The organism is Streptomyces sp. NPDC048291 (assembly GCF_043201715.1).
Classification (GTDB): domain Bacteria; phylum Actinomycetota; class Actinomycetes; order Streptomycetales; family Streptomycetaceae; genus Streptomyces.
The window spans coordinates 158,344-184,450 of the sequence record NZ_JBICZC010000005.1; the positions used below are offsets into that span (position 1 = coordinate 158,344).

The 26,107-nt window shown below is 72.0% G+C and carries 20 protein-coding genes and 1 riboswitch; of the genes, 12 read left to right on the plus strand and 8 right to left on the minus strand.

What is annotated here, in order from left to right:
- A complete protein-coding gene (locus tag ACGF5O_RS14625) occupies positions 1 to 693 on the minus strand; it encodes a response regulator (RefSeq protein ID WP_393810240.1) in 693 nt (230 codons plus the stop codon).
- A 158-nt stretch (positions 694 to 851) separates the two neighbouring features.
- Between ACGF5O_RS14625 and ACGF5O_RS14630 the strand changes: the two genes are divergently transcribed.
- The 3 genes from ACGF5O_RS14630 to ACGF5O_RS14640 are packed head-to-tail and all read left to right on the plus strand — an operon-like array spanning position 852 to position 3,634.
- Entirely contained in the window at positions 852 to 1,667 is an 816-nt protein-coding gene (locus ACGF5O_RS14630) for an ABC transporter ATP-binding protein (protein ID WP_393810241.1), read from the plus strand.
- Positions 1,657 to 2,523: an ABC transporter permease gene (locus ACGF5O_RS14635; protein ID WP_393810242.1), complete on the plus strand. Its 867-nt coding sequence runs from the start codon at positions 1,657 to 1,659 to the stop codon at positions 2,521 to 2,523. Before ACGF5O_RS14630 ends, ACGF5O_RS14635 begins: the two co-directional genes overlap by 11 nt.
- A 52-nt stretch (positions 2,524 to 2,575) precedes the next feature.
- On the plus strand, positions 2,576 to 3,634 hold the full coding sequence (locus tag ACGF5O_RS14640; RefSeq protein ID WP_393810243.1) for an ABC transporter substrate-binding protein: 1,059 nt from the start codon (positions 2,576 to 2,578) through the stop codon (positions 3,632 to 3,634).
- A gap of 6 nt (positions 3,635 to 3,640) precedes the next feature.
- Here the strand turns inward: ACGF5O_RS14640 and ACGF5O_RS14645 are convergent, their stop codons facing one another.
- The 4 genes from ACGF5O_RS14645 to ACGF5O_RS14660 form a co-directional block, all read right to left on the minus strand.
- Positions 3,641 to 4,321, minus strand: coding sequence for a response regulator (locus ACGF5O_RS14645; RefSeq protein ID WP_393810244.1), 681 nt, complete (start codon positions 4,319 to 4,321; stop codon positions 3,641 to 3,643).
- Positions 4,318 to 6,015, minus strand: a complete 1,698-nt coding sequence (locus tag ACGF5O_RS14650) for an ATP-binding protein (RefSeq protein WP_393810245.1) — start codon at positions 6,013 to 6,015, stop codon at positions 4,318 to 4,320. The genes ACGF5O_RS14645 and ACGF5O_RS14650 overlap by 4 nt, the downstream gene beginning before the upstream one ends.
- A gap of 83 nt (positions 6,016 to 6,098) precedes the next feature.
- The gene (locus ACGF5O_RS14655; protein ID WP_393810246.1) at positions 6,099 to 7,043 is read right to left on the minus strand and encodes a sucrase ferredoxin; all 945 of its coding nucleotides are present in this window, start codon (positions 7,041 to 7,043) and stop codon (positions 6,099 to 6,101) included.
- Between the two features lie 80 nt (positions 7,044 to 7,123).
- Positions 7,124 to 8,380, minus strand: coding sequence for a citrate/2-methylcitrate synthase (locus ACGF5O_RS14660; RefSeq protein WP_393810247.1), 1,257 nt, complete (start codon positions 8,378 to 8,380; stop codon positions 7,124 to 7,126).
- A 209-nt stretch (positions 8,381 to 8,589) separates the two neighbouring features.
- Here ACGF5O_RS14660 and ACGF5O_RS14665 point away from each other — a divergent pair, with 209 nt between their 5' ends.
- Positions 8,590 to 9,888: an ROK family protein gene (locus tag ACGF5O_RS14665; protein WP_393810248.1), complete on the plus strand. Its 1,299-nt coding sequence runs from the start codon at positions 8,590 to 8,592 to the stop codon at positions 9,886 to 9,888.
- Here ACGF5O_RS14665 and ACGF5O_RS14670 read toward each other — a convergent pair.
- Entirely contained in the window at positions 9,842 to 11,005 is a 1,164-nt protein-coding gene (locus ACGF5O_RS14670; protein ID WP_393810249.1) for a Gfo/Idh/MocA family protein, read from the minus strand. The two genes, ACGF5O_RS14665 and ACGF5O_RS14670, sit on opposite strands and share 47 nt — an antisense overlap.
- A 128-nt stretch (positions 11,006 to 11,133) precedes the next feature.
- On the opposite strand from ACGF5O_RS14670, the gene ACGF5O_RS14675 reads away from it, so the two are divergent.
- From ACGF5O_RS14675 to ACGF5O_RS14685, 3 genes are all read left to right on the plus strand, one after another.
- Positions 11,134 to 12,171 carry a sugar phosphate isomerase/epimerase family protein gene (locus ACGF5O_RS14675; protein ID WP_393810250.1) on the plus strand — a complete coding sequence of 346 codons (1,038 nt, stop codon included), beginning with the start codon at positions 11,134 to 11,136 and terminating at the stop codon, positions 12,169 to 12,171.
- Positions 12,172 to 12,284: 113 nt separating this feature from the next.
- Positions 12,285 to 13,451: a citrate synthase gene (locus tag ACGF5O_RS14680; protein ID WP_393810251.1), complete on the plus strand. Its 1,167-nt coding sequence runs from the start codon at positions 12,285 to 12,287 to the stop codon at positions 13,449 to 13,451.
- A gap of 90 nt (positions 13,452 to 13,541) precedes the next feature.
- Positions 13,542 to 14,666, plus strand: coding sequence for a CobW family GTP-binding protein (locus ACGF5O_RS14685; protein WP_393810252.1), 1,125 nt, complete (start codon positions 13,542 to 13,544; stop codon positions 14,664 to 14,666).
- Here ACGF5O_RS14685 and ACGF5O_RS14690 read toward each other — a convergent pair.
- The gene (locus tag ACGF5O_RS14690) at positions 14,663 to 17,119 is read right to left on the minus strand and encodes a DNA topoisomerase (ATP-hydrolyzing) subunit A (protein ID WP_393810614.1); all 2,457 of its coding nucleotides are present in this window, start codon (positions 17,117 to 17,119) and stop codon (positions 14,663 to 14,665) included. The two genes, ACGF5O_RS14685 and ACGF5O_RS14690, sit on opposite strands and share 4 nt — an antisense overlap.
- A 301-nt stretch (positions 17,120 to 17,420) precedes the next feature.
- Between ACGF5O_RS14690 and ACGF5O_RS14695 the strand changes: the two genes are divergently transcribed.
- The 4 genes from ACGF5O_RS14695 (at position 17,421) to ACGF5O_RS14710 (ending at position 22,394) form a co-directional block, all read left to right on the plus strand.
- The gene (locus tag ACGF5O_RS14695; RefSeq protein WP_393810253.1) at positions 17,421 to 18,815 is read left to right on the plus strand and encodes a M16 family metallopeptidase; all 1,395 of its coding nucleotides are present in this window, start codon (positions 17,421 to 17,423) and stop codon (positions 18,813 to 18,815) included.
- The gene (locus ACGF5O_RS14700) at positions 18,812 to 20,200 is read left to right on the plus strand and encodes a M16 family metallopeptidase (RefSeq protein WP_393810254.1); all 1,389 of its coding nucleotides are present in this window, start codon (positions 18,812 to 18,814) and stop codon (positions 20,198 to 20,200) included. The genes ACGF5O_RS14695 and ACGF5O_RS14700 overlap by 4 nt, the downstream gene beginning before the upstream one ends.
- 192 nt (positions 20,201 to 20,392) lie before the next feature.
- Positions 20,393 to 20,556, plus strand: a riboswitch (cyclic di-AMP (ydaO/yuaA leader).
- Between the two features lie 12 nt (positions 20,557 to 20,568).
- Positions 20,569 to 21,324, plus strand: a complete 756-nt coding sequence (locus ACGF5O_RS14705) for a M23 family metallopeptidase (RefSeq protein WP_393810255.1) — start codon at positions 20,569 to 20,571, stop codon at positions 21,322 to 21,324.
- 374 nt (positions 21,325 to 21,698) lie between these two features.
- Positions 21,699 to 22,394 carry a GntR family transcriptional regulator gene (locus ACGF5O_RS14710; RefSeq protein ID WP_393810256.1) on the plus strand — a complete coding sequence of 232 codons (696 nt, stop codon included), beginning with the start codon at positions 21,699 to 21,701 and terminating at the stop codon, positions 22,392 to 22,394.
- A 306-nt stretch (positions 22,395 to 22,700) separates the two neighbouring features.
- On the opposite strand, the gene ACGF5O_RS14715 is transcribed toward ACGF5O_RS14710, so the two are convergent.
- The gene (locus tag ACGF5O_RS14715) at positions 22,701 to 22,982 is read right to left on the minus strand and encodes an HPr family phosphocarrier protein (RefSeq protein ID WP_079659035.1); all 282 of its coding nucleotides are present in this window, start codon (positions 22,980 to 22,982) and stop codon (positions 22,701 to 22,703) included.
- Between the two features lie 177 nt (positions 22,983 to 23,159).
- Here ACGF5O_RS14715 and ACGF5O_RS14720 point away from each other — a divergent pair, with 177 nt between their 5' ends.
- Positions 23,160 to 26,015: a GNAT family N-acetyltransferase gene (locus tag ACGF5O_RS14720; RefSeq protein WP_393810257.1), complete on the plus strand. Its 2,856-nt coding sequence runs from the start codon at positions 23,160 to 23,162 to the stop codon at positions 26,013 to 26,015.
- The last annotated feature ends 92 nt before the right edge of the window (positions 26,016 to 26,107 follow it).

The window sequence follows — 26,107 nt, forward strand, 5'->3', positions numbered from 1 at the left end:
CTACGGCGCCACCCAGGCGTAGCGGTGCTCCGGGCGGCCCGTGTCGCCGTACTTGAGGGAGAGGCGGAGGCGGCCGGCCTGTTCCAGGTGGCGGAGGTAGCGCTGGGCCGTGGAGCGGCTGAGGCCGGTCTCGGCGGCGACCTCGTGGGCGGAGAGCGGGTGGTCGGCGCGGTGCAGGACGCCGCAGATGAGGTCCGTGGTGGGCTCGGAGTGGCCGCTGGGCAGGCCGGGCGCGGACGGCGCCGGTGAGGTGCGCAGGGCGCCGAAGATCCGGTCGACCTGCTCCTGGCCGGTCAGTCCCCGGCCGCCGACCCGGTCGACGGTACGGCGCAGGGCCGCGTAGGAGTCCAGGCGGGAGCGCAGGGCGGCGAAGGTGAACGGCTTGACCAGATAGTGCAGGGCGCCCAGGCGCATCGCCCTCTGGACGGTCGTCACATCGCTGGCCGCCGTGATCATGATGACATCGGTGCCGTGGCCCTGCTCCCGCATGCGGTGGACGAGTTCGAGGCCGGTCTGGTCCGGCAGGTAGTGGTCCAGCAGGACCAGGTCGATGGTGCCGCGGTCCACGGCGGCCAGGGCCTGGGCGGCACTGTGCGCGCGGGCGGCCACCCGGAAGCCGGGAACCTTCCCCACGTACTTGGCGTTTATCTCAGCGACGCGGAAGTCGTCGTCGACCACCAGGACGTCAATCATCAGGCCTCTCCTTCAAGGCCGGCGAGCGTTAAGCCCGTGTTTCGTCTGCGCAGTTGTAGCGCGAGCAAAACGAGCACAACAGATCCTTGCGAGCAAAAGAACGGCTTGCGCCCAGAAGACTGCTGCCGTGGTCCGGGTCACACCTACCGTCCCGGCCCATGAACGCAGACACCAGCCCCGCCATCGAGCTGCGGGGCGCGAGCAAGATCTTCAAGACCCCGTCGGGGGGTCTGCACACGGCCGTCCGCGACCTCGACCTCACCGTCGGGCGCGGTGAGTTCGTGGCCGTCGTGGGGCCGACGGGTTGCGGCAAGTCCACCACGCTGACGCTGGTCAGCGGGCTGGAGGAGCCCAGTGAGGGCGAGGTGCTGGTGGCCGGTGCGCCGGTCGCCGGCGTCGGCGACAAGGTCGGCTTCGTCTTCCAGCAGGACGCCACCTTCCCCTGGCGTACCGTGCTCTCCAACGTGATGGCCGGGCCCCGCTTCCGGGGCGTGCCCAAGGCGGAGGCCAGGGAGAAGGCCCGTGCCTGGCTGGCCAAGGTCGGGCTCGCCGCGTTCGAGGACCGCTATCCGCACCAGCTCTCCGGCGGGCAGCGCAAGCGCGTGGCGCTCGCCGCGACCTTCGTCAACGACCCCGAGATCCTGCTCATGGACGAGCCGTTCTCCGCGCTCGACGTGCAGACCCGGGCCCTGATGTCGGACGAACTCCTCGGGCTCTGGGAGGGCACGGGCGCCTCGGTCGTCTTCGTCACCCACGACCTGGAGGAGTCCATCGCGCTCGCCGACAGGGTCGTCGTCATGACCGCCGGGCCGGCCACGGTGAAGCAGGTCTTCGAGATCGACCTGCCCCGCCCCCGCAAGGTCGAGTCGGTGCGTCTGGAGCCGCGGTTCATCGAGATCTACCGCGAGATCTGGGAGTCCCTCGGCGAAGAGGTCCGCATCACCCGCGAGAGGGGTGCCGCCAATGTCGCCTGAGGTGCTCAGCACACCCGTCGCCGACGTGGTGAAGACCGGCCCGGACCGGGCCCGCTCCAGGGCCCAGGCCGCCCGCAGACGCAAGGTGATCGTGTTCGCCGTGCGCGTACTGCTCCTGGTGGCCGTCCTCGGCCTGTGGGAAGCCCTGTCCCGGGCCGAGGTCATCGACCCGTTCAACTTCTCGATGCCGTCGAAGATCTGGGACCAGATCTGGACCTGGGTGACCCACGGCACCGCGCTCGGCTCCCTGGGCGAGCAGATCTGGTACACGCTCTACGAGGCGCTGCTCGGCTGGATCATCGGCGTCATCGCCGGTGTGGTCTTCGGTATCGCCCTCGGCCGGATCGCTTTCCTGGCCGATGTCCTTGGTCCATACATCAAGGTGCTCAACTCGATCCCCAGGATCGTGCTCGCCCCGATCTTCGTGATCTGGTTCGGGCTCGGCGCGTCCTCCAAGGTCGCCTCGGCCGTCGTGCTGGTGTTCTTCCCGGTGTTCTTCAACGCCTTCCAGGGCGCCCGCGAGGTCGACCGCAACCTGGTCGCCAACGCCCGGATCCTCGGCGCGAGCGACCGCAGGGTGACCCTCCAGGTCGTCATCCCGTCCGCCACCTCGTGGATCTTCACCAGCCTCCACGTCAGCTTCGGCTTCGCCCTGATCGGCGCGATCGTCGGCGAGTACATCGGCGCCACCAAGGGCATCGGCCTGCTCGTCGCGCAGTCGCAGGGGACGTTCAACGCGGCCGGCGTGTATGCCGCCATGGTCATCCTCGCCGTCGTCGCGCTCGCCGCCGAAGGGCTGCTCACCTTCGCCGAGCGCCGCATCTTCCGGTGGAAGCCGTCGGAATCCGACAGCTGAGCCTGGCCCCCTCCCGCCACCCCGCACCGCCTCTCACAAGGACGTGAACCGCATGCGCAAGTCCGCCAGATACAGCACCCTGGCCGCCGCCGGCCTGCTCGCCCTCTCCTCCCTCACCGCCTGCGCCAACGACGCGGCCAGCACCGCCTCCACCGGCTCCGGCGGCAAGGGTGACGGCAGCGGCACGAAGGTCAAGATCATGGTCGGTGGCCTGGACAAGGTCATCTACATGCCCGCCATGCTCACCCAGCGGCTCGGCTACTTCGACGCCGAGGGCCTGAACGTGGAGCTGCTGACCGAACCGGCCGGTGTGCAGGCCGAGACGGCGCTCGTCGCCGGGCAGGTCCAGGGGACGGTCGGCTTCTACGACCACACGCTGGACCTCCAGACCAAGGGCAAGGCCGTGGAGTCCGTCGTGCAGTTCTCACGCGCTCCCGGCGAGGTGGAGGTCATCTCCACCAAGGCGGCCGGCGACATCACCTCGCCCAAGGACTTCAAGGGCAAGAAGCTCGGCATCACCAGCCTCGGCTCGTCGACCGACTTCCTCACCAAGTACCTCGCCGTCAAGAACGGGGTGAAGGTCAGCGACTTCTCGCCGGTCGCCGTCGGTGCCGGTGCGACCTTCATCTCGGCGCTCCAGCAGGGCTCCATCGACGGCGGCATGACGACCGACCCGACCGTCGCGACGATCCTGGACAAGAAGGCGGGCAAGGTCCTGGTGGACATGCGGACACCGGAAGGTTCCGAGAAGGCGCTCGGCGGGCCGTACCCGTCGTCGAGCCTGTACATGCAGACGGACTGGGTCAACGGTCACAAGGACACCGTCCAGAAGCTGGTCAATGCGTTCGTCAAGACGCTCAAGTGGATGTCCACGCACAGCGCCGCCGAGATCGCGGCCAAGATGCCCGCCGACTACGCGCAGGGCGACAAGGCGCTCTACACGGAGTCCATCAAGAGCACGCTGCCGATGTTCACCGACGACGGGGTGATGCCCGAGAACGGCCCGGAGACCGTGGAGAAGGTGCTCAAGGCGTTCAACACGAACATCCAGAACGCCGATGTCGACCTGAGCAAGACGTACACCACGGAGTTCGTCGAGGCCGCCAAGTAACACGCCTCAGCCGCGGGTCGCCCACACGTAACGGTGTTCGGGGCGGCCCGCGTCGCCGTACTTGAGGGTCAGCCGGGCCCGTCCGGTGCGCTCCAGGAGCTTCAGATAGCGCTGGGCGGTCTGGCGGCTCACCCCCGTCCGCTCGGCGATCTCCTGGGCCGACAGCGGGCCCTCGGCGCTCATCAGGGACTGGCGCACCAGCTCGGCCGTCGTGGGGGAGTGCCCCTTGGGCAGCCCCGGTTCGGACGGCGCGGACAGGGCGCCGAAGATGCGGTCCACCTCGGCCTGTTCGGCTTCGCCGCCGCCGTCCAGGGTGCGCCGCAACTGCGCGTAGGCCTCCAGCTTGGCGCGCAACCCCGCGAACGCGAACGGCTTGACCAGGTACTGCAGGGCGCCGTGGCGCATGGCCGCCTGGACGGTCGACACGTCCCGGGCCGCCGTCACCATGATCACGTCGGTCTGGTGGCCGCGTCTGCGCATCTCCTGGACCACCGCGAGACCCGTGTCGTCGGGGAGGTAGTGGTCCATCAGGACGAGGTCGAGGCGCGGCAGGGTCTCCAACTGGTGCAGGGCCTCGGCCGCGTTGTGCGCGGCCCCGGCCACATGGAAGCCGGGCACCTTGTCGACGTAGGCGGCGTTGACCCGGGCGACCCGGGTGTCGTCGTCCACGACCAGGACCTCGATCATCGGATCTCCTCCTCGGCCGGGGCGAGTGCCGGTTCCGGCTCCAGCGCCGGCTCCAGCGCGGGCCCCGGTTCCGGCGCCGGTTCCGGCTCGGTCAGCGCCTCGGGCAGCACGATCGTGAACTGCGCGCCCCCGCCCTCCGGTTCGCCCACGGTCGCGCTGCCGCCCTGCCGTTCGGCGAGCCGGCGCACCAGGGAGAGCCCGATGCCGCGCTTGCCGTGCGCGGGCGGCTTCTTGGTGGACCAGCCTTCCGTGAAGACCAGCTCCCGCTGTGCCGCCGGGATCCCGGGCCCCGTGTCGCACACCCTGAGCACGACCGCGCGGCCCTGCGCGCACAACTCGACCTCCACGCGCGCGTGCGGCGTACCGGCGACCGCGTCCAGTGCGTTGTCCACCAGGTTGCCCACGACCGTGACCAGTCCCCGCGGGTCGATCAGCCGGTCCGGGAGCCAGGTGCGGTCCGACACCCACAGGGCGACCCCGCGCTCCGCCGCGACGGTCGCCTTGCCGACCAGCAGCGCGGCCAGCAGCGGGTCCTGGATCTTCTCCGTGACCTGCTCGGCGGTGACCCGGTGGTCGCCGACCACCTCGCCGACGAACTCCACGGCGTCGTCGAACATCTCCAGCTCCAGCAGCCCGAGCAGGGTGTGCATGCGGTTGGCGTGCTCGTGGTCCTGGGCGCGCAGGGCGTCGATCAGGCCGCGCGTGGAGTCGAGTTCGCGGCCGAGCTGCTCCAGTTCGGTGCGGTCGCGCAGGGTGGCGACCGCACCGCCGTCGTCGGTGGGCATCCGGTTGGCGACGAGGACCCGCTGGCCGCGCACGGTGAGCAGGTCGGTGCCGGTGACCCGGCCGGCCAGGACGTCGGTCGTACGGCCCGCGCCGAGCGCCTCGTCGGGGGAGCGGCCGACGGCCTCGTCACCGATGCCCAGGAGTCGTCTCGCCTCGTCGTTCAGGAGCCGGATACGGCCGCCGCGGTCGAGGGCGACGACTCCCTCGCGGATGCCGTGCAGCATCGCCTCGCGCTCCGCGAGCAGCGCCGAGATGTCGGAGAAGGCCAGGTCGCGGGTCTGCCGCTGGACCCTCCGGGAGATCAGCCAGGCGGCCAGCGCGCCGACCGCGAGGGCACCGCCTGCATAGGCGAACAGCCCGGGGATCGTACTGAGCAGCCGCGCCCGCACGCTGTCGTAGGCGATGCCGACCGAGACCGCCCCGATGATCCGGTGCTTCGAGTCGTACAGCGGCACCTTGCCGCGCGCGGAGCGGCCCAGGGTGCCGTCGTCGATCTGCATGACCTCCTTGCCCTCCAGTGCCTCCTTCGGACTGGTCGAGACATGCTGGCCGACTTCCGAGAGCGTGGGGTGCGACCAGCGGAATCCCCGCAGGTCCATCACGACGATGTACTCGGCATGGGTGGCCTTCCGGATCCGCTCCGCCTCCTGCTGCACCGGTCCGTTCACGGTCGGCGGGGTGGTCAGCACCCCCTCGGCGATCTCCGGGTCCTGGGCCGTGGTCTCGGCGATCGCCAGCGCCCTGCGCATCGCCTCCTGGTCCAGCTGCTTGCTCAGCGGGGCGAGGAAGAGCCCGGTCGCGAGTACCGCGACCCCGGCGGCGATGGCCAGCTGCATCAGCAGGACCTGGGAGAACACCTTCCGGGGCAGCCGGGGGCGCAGACGGCGCACGGGGGGTGTGGGGCTCATACCCACGACGGTACGTGCGCGGGTACGCCGTGCTTAAGAGGGTGTGGCGTGGATCTCTTGACCAGTTCTTGGGAAAGTCCGGGTCAGCTCGCCAGCGCCGTCGTCGCGCGCAGCTCGCGTACCGACACCACGTCCATCCGGGCCGGCGACCCCAGTACCGACGCCCCGCAGCTCTCCGGGCGCGGCGGCAGCGAGGCGCCCTGGGCCACGCACACCCGCCAGCGGCGGCCGTCGGCGTGGGCGACGGTGACCTCCCAGCGCGGGGCCGCGCCCTCGGTCCGTACGACGCTCAGCACACCCGCCGCGTACTCGTCCGCCGCCTCGCGCACAGCCAGTTCGGCCGCCTGGCCGGGGCGTTCCCAGGCGGAGCAGCCGCGGCACCCGTCCAGCACCACACGGCCCTCGTGGATGCCGTGCAGGACCTCCTTGACGGCGTGTGCCTCGGCGCGGCCGTACGCGTAGCCGTACGGCAGGACGAGCACCGTCGGCGAGAAGCGATGACCACCCAGATGGGTGACCTCCCAGGTGCCCGTCGCGCCGGACGCGACCAGCTCGGCGGCGAGCGGGCGGCCCAGCAGGGCGCAGCAGCGGTCCCGCCTGCCGTTGGTACAGACGAGCGCGAGCGGGCTGCCCGGGTGCGGCCGGCCGCCGAGGGCCGCGCCGAACGAACGGTGGTCGCCCGCGCCGAGGGCGGTGAAGTCGAGGTCGAGCAGGCGGGCCGGATCGCGGGTGGTGGCGCTGTGCAGCCAGACGTTCCCCGGGACGGTGTGCGCGACGTACACCTGGCGTACGGCGGGGGTGCCGGGGTCGGCGTGACGGCCGGGGCGGCGGATGAGCGCGATCCGTACGCCGGTCCCCTGGGCGGCCGACTCCAGGGCGCGGCCCAGCGCGGGGTCCAGGTGGCTCGAAGTGAGCGCCTTGGGACCCCACGGGCCGGGTTGTTCCAGCAGCAGCCACGTCGTCGCGGTGGCGGCGGTACCCGAAACGGGCTCGTCGAGCAGCCGGGAGACGGTTGCGCACCTACTCACAGAGGTGAGCCTAACCTGACTTTCCCCCGGGTGACTTCCGGCCTCGCCCGTTCGGGATTCCGGCGGGGTCGCCGAAGGGGCTATTCCGGCAGGGGCTGCGGTGGTTTGGGGCCGACGTAGTGACCGCTGGGCCGCATGCGCAGCGGGCGTTCGCCGTACTCCTCCAGGGCGTGGGCGATCCAGCCCGCCGTCCGGGCGACGGCGAAGATCGTCTCGCCCGCGGTGGCCGGCATGCCGCAGGAGGCCGTGAACACGGCGAGCGCCAGGTCGACGTTGGCGTGCAGCGGGGCGTGCCGGGCGGTCGTGGCGACGATGTCCCGGGCCGCGAGCAGGGCGGGCTCCGCGCGGGGAACGTCCTCCAGCAGCGCGAACAGCGCACGCGCGCGTGGGTCCTCGCCCTGGTAGAGGCGGTGGCCGAGGCCGGGGATGCGGCGGCCCGCGCGGAGCTCGTCCGCGATCACCGTGACGGCGGTGCCCTGGTCGAGGACGTCGAGCAGCAACCGGTGGGCGAGTCCGCTGGAGGCGCCGTGCAGGGGGCCTTCGAGCACGCCGAGCCCCGCCGACACGGCCGCGTACGCGTGCGCGCGGGCGGAGGCGGCGACCCGGACGGCGAGGGTGGAGGCGGCCAGGTCGTGGTCGACGAGCAGCGCGAGCGCGGTGTCCATGACGCGCAGTTCGGCGTCACCTGGGTCGGTGCCGGCCAGCCGGCGCCACAGGCGACGGGCCAGCGGGCCGTCGTCGTGCCCCCGCCGGTGCTGCACCGGGAGCGCGGCGACGAGCGTGGGGATCAGCACGCGCGCGGCGCCCAGGACGGACTCCTCGGACAGGTCGAAGCGCAACGGGTCCTCGGCCGCAGCGGCGATCGTCGCGACCCGCAGCCGGTCCGTGGGTGAGGTGTGCTCGGGCAGCGCGTCGACGGCCCGGCGGGCGGCCGCGACGGTGGCCTCCGGGGCGCTGAAGGTCATGCCCCGGGTCATGCGCCCCGTCCACAGCCATTCGGCCACCTCCTCGTACGAGTGGCGCGCGGCGAGCTCGGTGGCGTCGACGCCCCGGAAGAAGTACCGGTCCTCGTCGATCAGCGTGATCCGGGTACGCACCGACAGATCACCGCCGGAGCCCGGACTCCCTGCGGCCTCCCGCCTGTTGCGCCGGGCGAGCGCCGCCACCTCCCCGGCGTCGAAGGTGCTGGCACGGCCCCCGGGCTCGCGTCTGCTGCTGAGCTGACCCCGGCTCACATAGGCGTACACGGTCTCGGGCTTCACGCCGAGCAGCTCGGCGGTCTCCCTGGTGCTCAGCCGCCGCGCGGGACTGCCGGGAGCGGGGTGTTGATCGCGCATGGGCGTCACCGTAGCCGCTTCGGCATGGATTGACTCGATCAATGTTGATCGAGACCGATGGAGACAGATCGAGGCCGATGGAGACAGATCGAGGCCGATGGAGACTGATGGAGGCAGATGGAGGTTGACCGAGGCCGTGTTGCGCCGTGGAGGCCTCTCGGCCCCGTCGCCGGTGACGACGGCGGTCGCCGGGACCATAAGCTCACTGCATGACCGACCACACCCGTACGCTCTCCCTGGTCCTGGGGCTGATCAGGAGCGGAGGGGCCGTGACCAGGCCCGACCTCGGCCGGCAGACCGGGCTGGGCCGGACGATCATCACGCAGCGGGTGGACCACGCGATCCGGGTCGGCCTGGTGGCCGAGGGCGAGCCCGCCCCCTCCACCGGCGGACGACCCTCCCGCATTCTGCGGATCGCGTCCGGCCGCGGTGCCGTCCTCGGCGCGGTGTTCGGCGCCACGCACCTGCACGCCGCGGTGACCGACCTCGACGGGACCCTGCTCGCCGACCGGCGGGTGCCGTGGGACATCGAGTCGGGTCCCGAGGCGTCCCTGGCCACGCTGGTCCGGACGGCGGGACAGCTGCTCGGTCCGGAGCTGCGGGAACGCCTGTGGGGGGTGTGCGTGGGCGTCCCCGGACCGGTCGACTTCGCGCGCGGGACGCCGGTACGGCCGCCCATCATGGCCGGCTGGCACGGCTTCCCGCTCCGGGACCGGCTCGAAGCCCACTACGACGTGCCGGCCTGGGTCGACAACGACGCCAACCTGATGGCGCTCGGCGCCTGGAGCCGGACCCGGGCGACCGCGGGCGACAACCTCCTGCTGGTCAAGGCGAGCACCGGGATCGGCCTGGGCCTGATGTCCAGGGGCCGGCTGCACCGGGGAGCGCGCGGCGCGGCCGGCGACCTCGGGCACACCATCGTCGCCGAGGAGTCCCGGCACCGGTGCCGGTGCGGCAAGTTCGGGTGCCTCGAAGCGTTCGCGGGCGGCTGGGCCCTCACCCGTGACGCCCGCGCCGCGGCCCTGGAGGGGCGCAGCGCCTTCCTGGCCGAGCGCCTGGAACGGCTGGAGCGCCGGGACGCGCCGCTGGCCGTCACCGACGTGCTCGACGGCTGCCGGGCGGGCGACCGGGTCAGCACCGAACTGGTCACCAGGGCGGGCGAGCTGGTCGGCGGTCAACTGGCGACGCTCGTCAGCGTCTTCAACCCCTCGACGGTCTACCTCGCCGGTGTGCTGGCGCAGGCCGGTGCCGTGTTCCGGGACCCCGTCGCCGCGGTCGTGGCCAGGCGCTCCCTGCCGCTGGCCACCGACGAACTCGTCATCGCCCGGGTCGACCTCGGCCGCGCCGAGGGGGTCGTCGGAGCGGCGACCCTGGCCGTCGACGAGCTGCTGCAACCGGACCTGCTCGACCGGTGGCTCCGCCGCGGCAGCCCGCGCGGGATCCGCGCGCGCACCGCCGACCTCACCGGGCCGCCTCCCCTGGACGTGCCGCTGGCGGGCGCCCGGTAGCGGCTCGGCCGCGCTCCTCCGCCAACCCCTTCGCCACCGCGGGAACGTCGACCCAGCCGCCGCCGCGCGCCGAGTCGACGACCGCCTGGGCGAGTTCCGCCGCGCGCAGTCCGTCGGCGAAGGACGGCAGCCCGGTGACGTGTTCGCCGCGGATCGCCGCGTAGGCGTCGGCCACGAAGTCGGCGAATGCCTCGTAGTAGCCCTGCGGATGCCCGGACGGCAGAGCGGCCGCCCGGCCGGTGGGGGCCCCGGCCCGGTTCGGGTCGCGCAGCAGCACCTCGTTGGCGTTCCGGCCGCCGATCCACAGCGACTCGGGGGTCTCCTGGCGGAACGCGTAACTGGCGTCCGGCCCGTCGAAGGAGAACGACAGCGCGTTCTTGTACCCGGCCGAGACCTGGCTGACCACCACCGATCCGATCGCGCCCGCGTCGGTTTCGAGGAGGACGACCGCACCGTCCTCGGTCTCGACCGGGCGCGGGGTGCCGTCCGCGGCAGGCCGGGCCGGGACCGCGCGGGCGAAGGAGGCGCTCACCCGGGTGATCCGCTGCCCGGTCACGAACTCGGCGAGATCGCACCAGTGGACCCCGATGTCCCCGAACGCGCGCGTGGCGCCGCCGTCCGCCGGGTCGACCCGCCAGTTGGTCGCCGCGCTGTCGGCCAGCCAGTCCTGCAGATAGCTGCCGTGGATCAGCCAGGGCGGCCGGTGTCCCGGCCGCCGGATCCGCGTCCGTGCCTCCCGCACGGACGCGTAGTACCGGTACACGAAGGGCACGGCGGTGACCAGCCCGCGCTCCGCCGCCAGTTCGGTGAGTTCCCGTGCGGTCGCGGCGTCGGTGGCCAGCGGCTTCTCGCAGACGACCGGCACGCCGGCGGCGAGGGCGGCACGGCAGAGGCGGGCGTGCGTGGCGTTGGGCGTGCACACGTGCAGTACGTCCACCCCGTGCCGCAGCAGGTCCTCGGCCGAGTCGAAGCCCCGGCCGGCCCGGAACTCCGCGGCGGCGCGACGGCCCTTCTCGGGCGTCGACCCGACCACGCCCACCACGTCGCCGCCGGCCACGAGCGCGGACCGGGTGTGCACGGCCCCCATGAAGCCGGTACCGATGACACCGACGCGCATGACGCGCACCTCTTCTCTCCCAGGAGCTAACGCGTGAACAGATCGAAAAAGCGGAGAGCTGCTACTCCCGCAAGGTCAACTTTTGATCACCGTAAGCTAAAGTGACGGGAACGCCAAGGAGGTCGCGCATGAACCAGAGCCAGGCACAGATCCCGGAACCGGCCCGGCAGCCGGTCACCCTCTTCACCGGTCAGTGGGCGGATCTGCCGTTCGAGGAGGTGGCCCGGCTGGCGAGCGAGTGGGGGTACGACGGCCTGGAGATCGCGGCCTCGGGCGACCATCTGGACCTGGCCCGCGCCGAGGCCGACCCCGACTACCTGCCGCACCGGCAGGCGATCCTGGAGCGCCACGGGCTGAAGGTCTGGGCGATCTCCCACCACCTCGGCGGCCAGGCGGTGTGCGACGACCCGATCGACTTCCGCCACCAGGCGATCCTGCGCCCGGAGATCTGGGGCGACGGCGACCCCGAGGGCGTCCGGCAGCGCGCGGCCGAGGACATGAAGCGCGCCGCCCGCGTCGCCCGCAGGCTCGGCGCCGACACCGTCGTCGGGTTCACCGGATCGAAGATCTGGAAGTACGTGGCGATGTTCCCGCCGGTCTCCCAGGCGGTGATCGACGACGGGTACGAGGACTTCGCGCGCCGCTGGAACCCGATCCTCGACGTCTTCGACGCCGAGGGCGTGCGCTTCGCCCACGAGGTCCACCCGTCCGAGATCGCCTACGACTACTGGACGAGCGAGCGCACCCTCGAAGCGATCGGCCGCCGCCCGGCCTTCGGCTTCAACTGGGACCCCTCGCACATGATCTGGCAGGGCGTCGACCCCGTCGGCTTCATCACGGACTTCGCCGACCGCATCTACCACGTCGACTGCAAGGACACCCGCCTGCGGCCCCCGTCCGGACGCGCCGGGATCCTTGGCTCCCACCTGCCCTGGGGCGACCCGCGCAGGCGTTGGGACTTCGTCTCCGTCGGCCACGGCGACATGCCCTGGGAGGACGCCTTCCGCGCCCTGGCCGCCATCGGCTACGACGGCCCCGTCTCGGTGGAGTGGGAGGACGCGGGCATGGACCGGCTGCACGGCGCGGCCGAGGCCGTAGGCCGGATCCGCGCCGCCCTGTGGCCACTGCCCAAGGCGTCGTTCGACTCGGCGTTCAGCAACCAGTGAGCGCACCCTGTCCATATTGATCTCATCACCATATTGATCCAATCAATATGGACAGGGATGCAATCAATCATGGATAGTCAAATCATCTTCAGGGAGGAAAACGGAGGCAGGTCATGACCGTCAACAGGAGCGCGTCGGCCCTTGTCGAGGTGCCGCGCGGGCTCGCCGGCGTCGTCGTCACGGACACCGAGGTCGGTGACGTCCGGGGGAGCGAGGGCTTCTACCACTACCGCCAGTACTCGGCGGTCGAACTCGCCCGCACCCGTGGCTTCGAGGACGTCTGGCACCTCCTGATCCACGGTCGGCTGCCGGACCCGGGGCGCGCGGCCGCCTTCGCCGCCGAGACCGCCGCGCTGCGGCGTCTGCCCGCCGAGGTCCGGACGGCCCTGCCCGCGGTGGCCGCGGCGAGCCGCACCTCCGGCCCGCTGGCCGGCCTGCGCACCGCCCTCTCGCTGCTCGGCGCGGCCAAGGGGTTCCGGCCGGTGTACGACATCGACGCGGACCGGCGCCGGGCCGACACGGTCGCCGCCTGCGCGGCCGTACCGACGCTGCTCACCTCGCTGTACCGGCTGGGGCAGGGGCTCGAACCGGTCGAGCCGCGCGAGGACCTGTCGTACGCGGCCAACTACCTCTACATGTTGACGGGCGCGGAACCGGATCCGCGGCGGGCGCGTGCGGTCGAGCAATACCTGATCTCAACCATTGACCACGGATTCAACGCGTCAACGTTCACCGCACGCGTCATCGCGTCGACCGGCGCGGATGTCGCGGCCTGCCTCGTGGGAGCCGTCGGCGCCCTGTCCGGGCCGCTGCACGGGGGTGCGCCCAGCCGTGCGCTGGACACCCTGGACGCGATCGGGACACCCGACAGGATCGACCCGTGGATCCGTGAACGGGTCCTCGCCGGTGACCGCGTGATGGGCTTCGGCCATGCCGTCTACCGCACGGAGGACCCCCGGTCCCGCATGCTCCGCGAGATCGCGCAGGACTTCGGCGGCCCCCGCGTCGAGTTCGCCGTGGAGGTCGAACGCCACGTCGAGCGGATCCTCGCCGAGCTGAAGCCCGGTCGCGAACTCCACACCAACGTCGAGTTCTACGCGGGCGTGGTCATGGAACTGTGCGGCCTGCCCCGGGAGATGTTCACCCCCACGTTCGCGGCGGCCCGCGCGATCGGCTGGAGCGCCAACATCCTCGAACAGGCGACGGACTCGAAGATCATCCGGCCGGTGGCACGCTACGTGGGGCCGAAGCCGGAGGTGGCCGGCGCCGTCACCGGGTAGCCGGACCGGAACGGGGCGCGGTGTCCGGTCCGGTGGGATTTCCTATCCTGGACCGGCCCGCCATCCCCGCCCGCGCGAAAGAGGCCCCCCTTGGAGCACCGCCCCACCTCCCGGCAGATCCCGGTGGTCGTCCTCGCCGGATTCCTGGGGTCCGGGAAGACCACGCTCCTCAACCACCTGCTGCACCGCAGCGGAGGCAGCCGGATCGGGGCGATCGTCAACGACTTCGGGGCCATCGAGATCGACGCCATGGCGGTGGCCGGAGCCCTCGGCGACTCGACCGTCTCGCTCGGCAACGGGTGCCTGTGCTGCGCCGTCGACGCCAGTGAACTGGACGTCTACCTGGAGCGCCTCGCCAACCCCGGCACCGGCGTCGACGTCGTCGTCATCGAGGCCAGCGGCCTCGCCGAACCCCAGGAACTCGTCCGGATGCTGCTCGCCAGCGAGCATCCCGGCATCGTCTACGGCGGACTCGTCGAGGTCGTCGACGCCGCCGAGTTCGACGACACGCGTGCCAAGCACCCCGAGATCGACCGGCACCTCGCCCTCGCCGACCTGGTCGTCGTCAACAAACTCGACCGTGCCGAACAGGGCGGCGAGCGTGTCCTCGGGCTCGTCCGGTCGCTCACCGACCCGGCCGCCGCCGTCGTACCGGCCACCTACGGTCGCATCGACCCCGAGTTCCTGTTCGACTGCCGGCCCGGCGAGGAACGCATCGGACAGCTGTCCTTCGACGACCTCCACGACCTCCACGACCTGCACGACCACCACGACCACAGCAGCGACAGCGGCGACGGCGACCGCGTGCACGACGGGCATCTGCACACCGCCTACGACAGCCTGTCCTTCGCCTCCGCGCCGCCCCTCGACCCCCGTCGGCTGATGGCCTTCCTCGACAGCCGTCCCGAGGGGCTCTACCGGATCAAGGGATACGTCGACTTCGGGCCGTACGACCCGGGCAACCGGTACGCCGTGCATGCCGTGGGGCGGTTCCTGCGGTTCTACCCGGAGGCCTGGGCGCACGGCGAGGAACGGCTCACGCAGCTCGTGCTGATCGGCTCCGGCATCGACGCGACCGCGCTCCGCAAGGAGTTGGAGGCGTGCACGAACGACGCCCCACACGCCGACGAGCACGGCATGTGGGGCGTCCTGCGCTATGTCCAGGGCCTCGCGGAGGGCCCCGACAGCGGCGGGTACGACAGGTACGAGGCCTAGATCGGGCCCGCCACCACCGACACCGTCTTCGCCAGCGACACGCCGGAGCCGTCGCGGCGCGGGTCGATCTCCGGGAGGTCGACCGGGGTGCCGTTCTTCTGGGCCGCCTTCGCCGGGACCGGGCCCGCCCAGGCGAAGGACAGGCAGTCCTCGCCCTTCAGGAACCGCTGGCAGCGCACTCCGCCGGTGGCCCGGCCCTTGCGCGGGTACTGGTCGAACGGGGTCAGCTTGGCCGTCGTCTGCACCGAGTCGTCGAGGGTGCCGCGTGAGCCGGCCACCGTGAAGACCACCGCGTCGGCCGCCGGGTCGACCGCCGTGAAGGAGATGACCTTCGCGCCCTCGGTGAGCTTGACGCCCGCCATACCGCCCGCCGGCCGGCCCTGCGGACGCACCTGGGAGGCCTGGTAGCGCAGCAACTGCGCGTCGTCCGTGATGAAGACCAGGTCCTCCTCGCCGGTGCGCAGCTCCATCGCGCCGACGATCCGGTCGCCCTCCTTGAGGGTGATGACCTCCAACTCGTCCTTGTTGGACGGGTAGTCGGGGACCACGCGCTTGACCACGCCCTGCTCGGTGCCGAGCGCGAGACCCGGCGAGGACTCGTCCAGGGTGGTCAGGCAGACCGCCGTCTCGCCGTCCTGCAGCGACAGGAACTCGGAGAGGGGGGCGCCGCCGGCGAGGCTCGGGGCGGCCGCCGTGTCGGGGAGCTGGGGGAGGTCGACGACGTTGACCCGCAGCAGGCGGCCCGTCGAGGTGACCGCGCCGACCTCACCACGCGCGGTCGCGGGGACCGCCGAGACGATGACGTCGTGCTTGGCGCGCTTGCCGTCGGTGTCCTCCGCGAACGGCTCGCCGTTCATCGTGCGGGCCAGCAGGCCCGTCGAGGACAGCAGCACCCGGCACGGGTCGTCGGCCACCTGGAGCTCCACCACGGCCGCCGGGGCGCCCGAGGCCTCCAGCAGGACGGTGCGCCGCTCGGTGCCGAACTTCTTGGCCACCGCGGCCAGTTCCGCCGAGACCAGCTTGCGCAGCTCCGCGTCCGAGTCCAGGATCCGGGTCAGCTCGGCGATCTCCGCGGTGAGCTTCTCCTTCTCCGACTCCAGCTCGATGCGGTCGTACTTGGTCAGGCGGCGCAGGGGCGTGTCCAGGATGTACTGCGTCTGGATCTCCGACAGCGAGAAGCGCTCCATCAGACGCTGCTTGGCGTCCGCGCTGTTCTCGCTGGAGCGGATCAGCCGGATGACCTCGTCGATGTCGACGAGGGCCGTGATCAGACCCTCCACCAGGTGCAGCCGGTCACGGCGCTTGCTGCGGCGGAACTCGCTGCGCCGGCGGACCACGTCGAAGCGGTGGTCGAGGTAGACCTCCAGGAGCTCCTTGAGACCCAGGGTGAGCGGCTGGCCGTCCACCAGGGCCACGTTGTTGATGCCGAAGGACTCCTCCATCGGCGTCAGCTTGTAGAGCTGCTCCAGGACCGCCTCCGGCACGAAGCCGTTCTTGATCTCGATGACCAGGCGCAGTCCGTGCTCGCGGTCGGTGAGGTCCTTGACGTCGGCGATGCCCTGCAGCTTCTTCGCGTTGACCAGGTCCTTGATCTTGGCGATGACCTTCTCGGGGCCGACCGTGAAGGGCAGTTCGGTGATGACCAGGCCCTTGCGGCGGGCCGTCACCGTCTCCACCGCCACCGTGGCCCGGATCTTGAAGGTGCCGCGGCCCGTCTCGTACGCGTCCCGGACGCCCTCCAGGCCGACGATCCGGCCGCCGGTGGGCAGGTCGGGGCCGGGCACGTGCTTCATCAGCGTGTCCAGGTCCGCGTTCGGGTAGCGGATCAGGTGGCGGGCGGCCGAGATCACCTCGCCGAGGTTGTGCGGGGGCATGTTGGTCGCCATGCCGACGGCGATTCCGGAGGAGCCGTTGACCAGGAGGTTCGGGAAGGCGGCGGGCAGGGCCACCGGCTCCTGCTCCTGGCCGTCGTAGTTGGGCGCGAAGTCGACCGTGTCCTCGTCGATCGACTCGGTCATCAGGCTGGTCGCCTCGGCCATCCGGCACTCGGTGTACCGCATGGCGGCCGGCGGGTCGTCGTTGCCCAGCGAGCCGAAGTTGCCGTGGCCGTCGACCAGCGGGACGCGCATCGAGAACGGCTGGGCCATGCGCACCAGCGCGTCGTAGATCGACGAGTCGCCGTGCGGGTGCAGCTTGCCCATCACCTCGCCGACGACACGCGCGCACTTCACGTAGGCGCGGTCGGGGCGCACACCCATCTCGTTCATCTGGTAGACGATCCGGCGGTGCACCGGCTTCAGGCCGTCGCGGGCGTCCGGCAGGGCGCGCGAGTAGATGACCGAGTACGCGTACTCGAGGTAGGAGCCGCGCATCTCGTCCACGACGTCGATGTCGAGGATCCTCTCCTCGAACGAGTCGTCGGGCGGCGGGGTCTTCGTGCTGCGGCGGGCCATCGCTGCCGGCTCCTTGCTCATGCGTGAACGGGATCTGACGCGGACCATTGTGGACCGCGGCACTGACAACCCGGGCCAGGACCCGGTCTCCGCGGCCCGCCCCGGTGCCCGGAAGCCGCCCGGAGCGCGGCCCGGAGACATTCGAGGCGGGTCGGACGCAGGCTACGCGATCCACCCGCGCGATCCGCTGTGGGCGTACGTCGTGCGGGAACTTCGCCCGGCCCCCGCACGCTTGCATACAGTGGCAGGACCGGCAGGAAAACCGCGGTTCGGGACCGCTTCCGCGAGCGAAGGGACGTACATGCCCATGGGTCACACGACCACGGCCGAGACAGGCTCCGGGGGCCTGGCAGCGACCGAGCACCGCTTGGCCAACGGTCTGCGCGTGGTGCTCTCCGAGGACCACCTGACCCCGGTCGCGGCGGTCTGCCTCTGGTACGACGTCGGTTCCCGGCACGAAGTCAAGGGCCGTACCGGCCTGGCTCACCTTTTCGAGCACCTGATGTTCCAGGGCTCCGCCCAGGTGAAGGGCAACGGCCACTTCGAGCTGGTCCAGGGCGCCGGCGGCTCGCTCAACGGCACCACGAGCTTCGAGCGCACCAACTACTTCGAGACCATGCCCACCCACCAGCTGGAGCTCGCGCTCTGGCTGGAGGCCGACCGCATGGGCTCGCTGCTCGCCGCCCTGGACGACGAGTCGATGGAGAACCAGCGGGACGTCGTCAAGAACGAGCGCCGCCAGCGCTACGACAACGTGCCCTACGGCACCGCCTTCGAGAAGCTCACCGCGCTCGCCTACCCGGAGGGCCACCCCTACCACCACACGCCGATCGGCTCGATGGCCGACCTGGACGCGGCCACCCTGGAGGACGCGCGCGCGTTCTTCCGCACCTACTACGCGCCGAACAACGCGGTGCTCTCCGTGGTCGGCGACATCGACCCGGAGCAGACCCTCGCCTGGGTCGAGAAGTACTTCGGTTCCATCCCGGCGCACGACGGCAAGCCCACCCCGCGCGACGGCTCGCTGCCCGAGATCATGGGCGAACAGCTGCGTGAGGTCGTCGTCGAGGAGGTCCCCGCGCGGGCGCTGATGGCCGCCTACCGGCTCCCGGAGGACGGCACGCGCGTCTCCGACGCGGCCGACCTGGCCCTCACCGTCCTCGGCGGCGGCGAGTCCTCCCGCCTCTACAACCGCCTGGTCCGGCGCGACCGTACGGCCGTCGCGGCCGGCTTCGGCCTGCTGCGGCTCGCCGGGGCGCCGTCGCTGGGGTGGCTGGACGTGAAGACCTCAGGCGACGTCGAGGTGCCGGTCATCGAGGCCGCCATCGACGAGGAGCTCGCCCGGTTCGCCGAAGAGGGCCCGACGCCCGAGGAGATGGAGCGCGCCCAGGCCCAGTTGGAGCGCGAGTGGCTGGACCGGCTCGGCACCGTCGCGGGCCGCGCGGACGAACTGTGCCGTTTCGCCGTCCTGTTCGGCGACCCGCAGCTCGCCCTGACCGCCGTCCAGCGGGTCCTGACGGTCACCTCGGAGGAGGTCCAGGAGGTCGCCAAGGCCCGCCTGCGCCCCGACAACCGCGCCGTGCTCGTCTACGAACCCAAGTCCCCGGAGACCGTCGCGGACGCCGACGTACCCGAGGACCCCGAGGCCGAGGCCACGGTCGAAGCCGGCGACAACGACGAGGAGACGGCCAAGTGACCGAGCTCGCCACCATGGACTTCCACTCCCAGCCGCAGCCGGGCGAGGCAAAGCCCTGGGCCTTCCCGGCCCCCGAGCGCGCCACCCTGGACAACGGCCTGACCGTGCTCCGCTGCCACCGCCCCGGCCAGCAGGTCGTCGCCGTCGAGGTGCTCCTGGACGCACCCCTGGACGCCGAACCTGCCGGCCTGGACGGCGTCGCCACCATCATGGCGCGCGCCCTCTCCGAGGGCACCGACAAGCACGCCGCCGAGGAGTACGCCGCCGAGCTGGAGCGGGCCGGCGCCACCCTCGACGCGCACGCCGACCACCCCGGCGTCCGCGTCAGCCTGGAGGTCCCCGCCTCCCGGCTCGCCAAGGGCCTCGGGCTGCTCTCCGACGCCCTCCGGGCCCCCGCGTTCGCCGAGAGCGAGGTCGAGCGGCTGGTCCGCAACCGCCTCGACGAGATCCCGCACGAGCTGGCCAACCCGAGCCGCCGGGCCGCCAAGGAGCTCTACCGGCAGCTCTTCCCGTCCAGCGCGCGGATGTCGCGTCCGCGCCAGGGCACCGAGGACACCGTCGAGAAGATCGACGCGGCCGCCGTCCGCGCCTTCTACGACCGGCACGTGCGCCCCGCCACGGCCACTGCGGTCGTCGTCGGCGACCTGACCGGCATCGACCTGGACGAGCTGCTCGGCGAGACCCTGGGCGCCTGGCGCGGCTCCACTGCGCAGCTCCGCCCGGTCCCGTCGGTGTCCGCGGACGACACCGGCCGGGTCGTCATCGTGGACCGCCCCGGCGCCGTCCAGACCCAGCTGCTCATCGGCCGCGTCGGCTCCGACCGGCACGACCGCGTCTGGCCCGCCCAGGTACTCGGCACCTACTGCCTGGGCGGCACCCTCACCTCCCGCCTGGACCGCGTCCTGCGCGAGGAGAAGGGCTACACCTACGGCGTCCGTTCCTTCGGGCAGGTCCTGCGGTCCGCGCCCGACGGCACCGGCGTCTCGATGCTCGCCATCAGCGGCTCCGTGGACACCCCGAACACCGGCCCGGCCCTGACCGACCTGTGGACGGTGCTGCGCACACTCGCCGCCGAGGGCCTCACGGACGCCGAGCGTGACGTGGCCGTGCAGAACCTCGTCGGGGTGGCGCCGCTCAAGTACGAGACGGCGGCGGCCGTCGCGGGCACCCTGGCCGACCAGGTCGAGCAGTACCTGCCCGACGACTTCCAGGCCACGCTCTACCGTCAACTCGCCAACACCGGCACCGTGGAGGCCACCGCGGCGGTCGTGAACGCCTTCCCGGTGGACCGCCTGGTGACCGTCCTCGTCGGGGACGCGGCGCAGATCAAGGAGCCCGTGGAGGCGCTCGGGATCGGCGAAGTCACGGTCGTCACCGCCGAGTAGCGGCACGCGCGTGTGCGGAGCCCTGGTGACCACCCGGTCACCAGGGCTCTGGAATGTCCGAATTGGGGCAGAGGTTGCCTGTCTGCCCTGTGGGATACGCGACAAAAGCAGTGATCCGTTTGAGCATTGAAGGCGGCCCCTCGTAGGTTCTTCCGGGCTGTCCGTCAGGCATCGCGCCGCGTCCGCGGCACCGGACAGCCATCGCCGAGTCCCCGTACGGCGCGAGCCAGGGGAGCCGGGGACCCACGCAGTCCCTGGGGTGAATCGGGTGCCCGCGCGTGTCGCGAGGGGGCCCGTAGGAGACCTTCCTGCTCCGAACCCGTCAGCTAACCCGGTAGGCGAGAGGGAAGGAAAGGACCAGCCTCTACATGGCGTTCATGTGCGCCTCCGGGAAGCACCGTCGTCCCGGCCGGGTGAAGCGCACCACCGCGCAGGCCGCCGGTATCGCGGCCCTCACCACCACGGGTGTCATCAGCACCGTCTCCGCCGCCCCGGCGCTCGCCGCGGAGAACTCCGTCGAGCAGACCGGCCTCACCCCCGTCATCACGATCAGCGACTCCGTCGCCGAGCAGATCGACGCCCAGGCCGCTGCCCAGAAGGCCGTCGCCGAGCGCAAGGCGGCCGAGGAGGCCGCCCGCAAGAAGGCCGCGGAACAGGCCAAGGCGGAGCGCGCGGCCGAGGTACGCGCCGCCCGGGCGGCCGAGCGCAAGCGCCTCAACACCTTCGTCGCGCCGATCAGCGACTCCTACGTCTCCACCGGCTACAAGACCGGCGGCTCCCTGTGGTCCTCCGGCACCCACACCGGCATCGACTTCCACGCCGCGAGCGGCACGGCCGTGCACGCGGTCGGCACCGGCACGGTCGTCTCCACCGGCTGGGGCGGGGCGTACGGCAACGAGATCGTCATCAAGATGGCCGACGGCATGTACACCCAGTACGGCCACCTCTCGTCCATCGGCGTCTCGGTGGGTCAGCAGGTCACCCCGGGCCAGCAGATCGGCCTCTCCGGCTCGACCGGCAACACGACCGGACCCCACCTCCACTTCGAGGCCCGCACGACCCCCGAGTACGGCTCCGACGTCGACCCGGTCGCCTACCTCCGCAAGCACGGCGTGAACGTCTGAGGGAGCTGGACGCGGGTCCGGCGCCGAGACCGACGTGGCGGTGCGGTGCGTCCGGTGCGGGTGCGCCGTGGCTGGTCGCGCAGTTCCCCGCGTCCTTTTTCAGGGGCGTCACGCGCAGCGCCCCTTTCAGGGGCGCGGGGAACTGCGCGGGCAACCCCCACGCACCCGGACCCGACCACCGTGCGACAACAACCCGTGAGATCTTCCGGAGCCCCGGCCCCCCACGCCGGGGCTTTCGCCGTTTTCGTGCCCCCGCTGTCCAAAATATATCCCTGGATTCCGGCCCCCCGTCGGAAATTGCGGCCCATTGCAATAGAGTCACGGAACGGACGCCACTCGGCGGCGTTTCACGGGGATTAAGGCGGAGGTCGGTCATGCGTATTCCGGCGCACTCGGTATGCACGGCGATCCGGGACGACATCGTCGCGGGTGTCTACGAGCGCGGCAGCCGGCTCACCGAGGAACTCCTGGCCCGCCGCTACGGGGTCTCGCGCGTCCCCGTCCGCGAGGCCCTGCGCACCCTGGAGGCCGAGGGCTTCGTGCTGACCCGCCGGCACGCGGGCGCGTGCGTGGCCGAACCGACCGAGCAGGAGGCCGCCGACCTGCTGGAGATGCGCATGCTCCTGGAGCCGCTCGGCGCCTCCCGGGCCGCCCAGCGCCGCACCGAGGCCCACCTCAAGGTGCTGCGCGGACTGGTCAGGCTGGGTCAGGAGCGGGCCAGGCGGGGCAACAGCGAGGACCTGCGCTCCCTGGGCGGCTGGTTCCACGAGACTCTTGCGCAGGCCTCCGGCAGCCATGCTCTGACCTCGACGCTCACCCAGCTGCGTCACAAGATCGCCTGGATGTACACCGTGGAGACGCCGGCCAACCCCGTGGAGTCCTGGACGGAGCACGGCGCCATCGTGGACGCGGTGGCGCGCGGCGACGCCGACCGCGCCCGGGCGATCACGGCCCTGCACACCGAGCGTTCGGCGGTCTCCCACCGGCTGCGATTTCCCGGCGCCACCGAACGGGTGAACGGTGTGAGGACTTCGCAACATCCCGTAAACATGTCGGGCCTGCGGCATTAACACGCACGCCGTATACAAAGAGGTGTTATTCGGCGGGGCGTGTTTTTGCTGCCCGAATTCGCGCGCGTCTGGAATTCGCCGTCGCGCTCCCCGCGTGTGCCCGCGGTAAAGCCGGGCGTCGGGGTCTTCACAAACCGCAGGGCGGGCCGTCGTAAAGTCGTGCGCGGCCCGGTCGGGAAGTCATGTGCGGCTGTCATGGAATTACGGCACATGACGCGGGGCCCGGTACGGGCGGCGGGGAAACGGCGGGGCCGCGCCGGCCCCCCGTGGGGGTGGCGCGGCCCCGGACGTGCGGGCGCGGGTCGCTCAGACGGTCTCGGGGAGTTCCTCGAGGCCCTCGGCGACCAGCTTGGCCAGGCGGTCGAGAGCGACGTCCGCGCCCTCGGCCTCGGAGGCGAGGACGATCTCCTCGCCGCCCTGGGCGCCCAGCCCCAGGACAGCCAGCATGGAGGCCGCGTTGACGGGGTTGCCGTCGGCCTTGGCGATCGTCACGGGGATACCTGCGGCCGTGGCGGCCCGGACGAAGATGGAAGCGGGGCGGGCGTGGAGACCCTCGGCCCAGCCGACGTTGACGCGGCGCTCAGCCATGTGATGCTGCCCTTCGGTGTTCAGGGTTGTCTAGACCAGTTTCCCATATCGTGAAGCATCCCCGGAGCGGGCGGGAACCCCCTCCGGATGTGTCGCCGGACCGCGGCCTCGGTCCGGCGTCCGTCCTCCACAGACTGCCTCGCGCCGTTGCCGGACGCGAGCCGTACTCTGGGGCCCATGCAGACCCCGGCGGACCCGAAGGACCGGCACGAGTACCCGTCCCACTGGGAGGCTGACGTGGTGCTGCGCGACGGGGGTACCGCGCGCATCCGGCCCATCACCGTTGATGACGCCGACCGCCTGGTCAGCTTCTACGAGCAGGTCTCGGACGAGTCGAAGTACTACCGCTTCTTCGCGCCCTACCCCAGGCTCTCCGCCAAGGACGTCCACCGCTTCACGCACCACGACTTTGTGGACAGGGTGGGACTCGCGGCCACCATCGGCGGCGAGTTCATCGCAACCGTACGCTATGACCGCATTGGCCCCGCCGGGACGCCCGCCTCCGCGCCCGCCGACGAGGCCGAGGTCGCCTTCCTCGTCCAGGACGCCCACCAGGGGCGGGGCGTCGCCTCCGCCCTCCTCGAACACATCGCGGCCGTCGCCCGAGAGCGCGGGATCCGCCGCTTCGCCGCCGAGGTGCTGCCCGCCAACACCAAGATGATCAAGGTGTTCATGGACGCCGGCTACACCCAGAAGCGCAGCTTCGAGGACGGCGTCGTCCGCCTGGAGTTCGACCTGGAGCCCACGGACCGCTCCCTCGCCGTGCAGCGCGCCCGCGAGCAGCGCGCGGAGGCCCGCTCGGTACGACGGCTGCTCGCTCCCGGCTCGGTGGCCGTGATCGGTGTCGGCCGCACCCCCGGCGGGGTCGGCCGCAGCGTCCTCGGCAACCTCAGGGAGGCCGGGTTCACCGGCCGCCTGCACGCCGTGAACCAGGCCTTCCCGGACGACCTCAAGGAGGTCGACGGGGTGCCCGCGCACCGCTCCGTGCGCGACATCGACGGCCCCGTCGACCTCGCGGTGGTCGCCGTACCCGCCGAGCACGTCCCCGAGGTCGTCACCGCGTGCGGCGAACACGGCGTCCAGGGACTCGTCGTCCTCGCCGCCGGATACGCGGAGAGCGGCCCCGACGGCCGCGAGCGCCAGCGCGCGCTCGTCCGGCAGGCCCGCACCTACGGCATGCGCATCATCGGCCCCAACGCCTTCGGGATCATCAACACGGCCGACGACGTCCGGCTGAACGCCTCCCTCGCACCCGAGATGCCCCGCCCCGGCCGCATCGGCCTCTTCGCCCAGTCCGGCGCCATCGGCATCGCCCTGCTCTCCCGGCTGCACCGGCGCGGCGGCGGCGTCACCGGCACCACGGGCGTCTCCACCTTCGTGTCGTCCGGCAACCGCGCGGACGTCTCCGGCAACGACGTCCTCCAGTACTGGTACGACGACCCCGAGACCGACGTCGTCCTCATGTACCTGGAGTCCATCGGCAACCCGCGCAAGTTCACGCGCCTCGCGCGGCGGACGGGGGCGGCGAAGCCGCTGGTCGTGGTGCAGGGCGCGGGGGCGCCGCCGGGCCACGCGGTACGGGCGACGCGGCTGCCGCACGCCACGGTGTCCGCGCTGCTCAGGCAGGCCGGGGTGATCCGCGTCGACACGATCACCGAGCTGGTCGACGCGGGGCTGCTGCTCGCCCGGCAGCCGCTGCCGGCCGGGCCGCGGGTGGCGATCCTCGGCAACTCGGAGTCGCTCGGGCTGCTGACGTACGACCGGTGCCTGGCGGAGGGGCTGCGCCCGGCCCGGCCGCTGGACCTGACCACGCGGGCGACGGCCGGGGACTTCCACCGGGCGCTGTCGCAGGTGCTGGCGGACGAGTCGTGCGACGCGGTGGTCGTGACGGCGATCCCGACGATCGGGGAGGGGGCGGTGGGGGACGCGGAGCTGGCGGAGGCGCTCAGGTCGGCGGCCGAGGAAATGCCGGGCAAGCCGGTGCTGGTGGTGCACGTGGAGCTCGGGGGACTGGCGGAGGCGTTGTCGGCTGCGGGCCGTACCGCGCCTACCGTGACTGCCATGGCACCCGGCACTGGTGGCGGTGCCCACCCGTTCCGCCCTGCGGAACGCCTGCCCACCGAGGGAAAAGCGGTAGTCCCGGCCCCGAAGTCCCGCGCCTACCCCTACTCCCGTCTCATCCCCGCCTACCCCGCCGCCGAGCGGGCCGTTCGGGCGCTTGCCGAAGCGGTGAAGTACGCGCAGTGGCGGCGGGAGGCCGCCGAGCCCGGGAAGGTGCCCGGGTACGACGACATCGACGAGAGGGGTGCCGCCGAGCTGATCGGTGGGCTGCTCGAACGCGGTGAGGGGCTCACCATCGGGGTCGAGGAGACCTGCCGGCTCCTCGGCACGTACGGCATCGGCGTGCACCGCGCGCTGCCCGCCCCCAGCCCCGGTGCCGCCGTCGACGCCGCCCGCGCCCTCGGCTACCCCGTCGCCCTCAAGGCCACCGCCCCCCACCTGCGCCACCGCGCCGACCTGGGCGGCGTCCGCCTCGACCTGGCGGACGAGGAGCAACTGCGGCGGGCGTACGACGAGTTGGGCGAGCTGTACGGGCCGCCCGAGGAGCTGCGGCCGGTGGTGCAGCGGATGGCGCCCCGGGGTGTCGACACCGTCGTACGCGCCGTGATCGACCCGGCCGCCGGGGCCGTGGTGTCCTTCGGGCTCGCCGGAGCCGCCTCGCAGCTGCTCGGGGACATGGCGCACCGGCTGGTTCCGGTCACCGACCGGGACGCCACCTCACTGGTGCGTTCGATCCGGACCGCGCCCCTGCTGTTCGGCTGGCGCGGCTCCGCCCCCGTAGACACGCCCGCCCTGGAGGAGCTGCTGCTCAGGGTCTCCCGGCTGGTCGACGACCATCCCGAGGTCGTCGCGGTCACCCTGGAGCCGGTCGTGGTCGCCCGGCAGGGCGTGACCGTCCTGGGGGCCACCGTGCGTCTCGCGCCACCGCCGGTCCGCGACGATCTGGGCCCCCGCACCCTGCCCGCCTACTGACCCGCCCACCGACCGGGACGAGCACCCGCGTCGAACGCCCGCACGCCCCGGCGGCGTTCGACGCGACCGCGTGCTGCGGCGGCGGCGCCGGA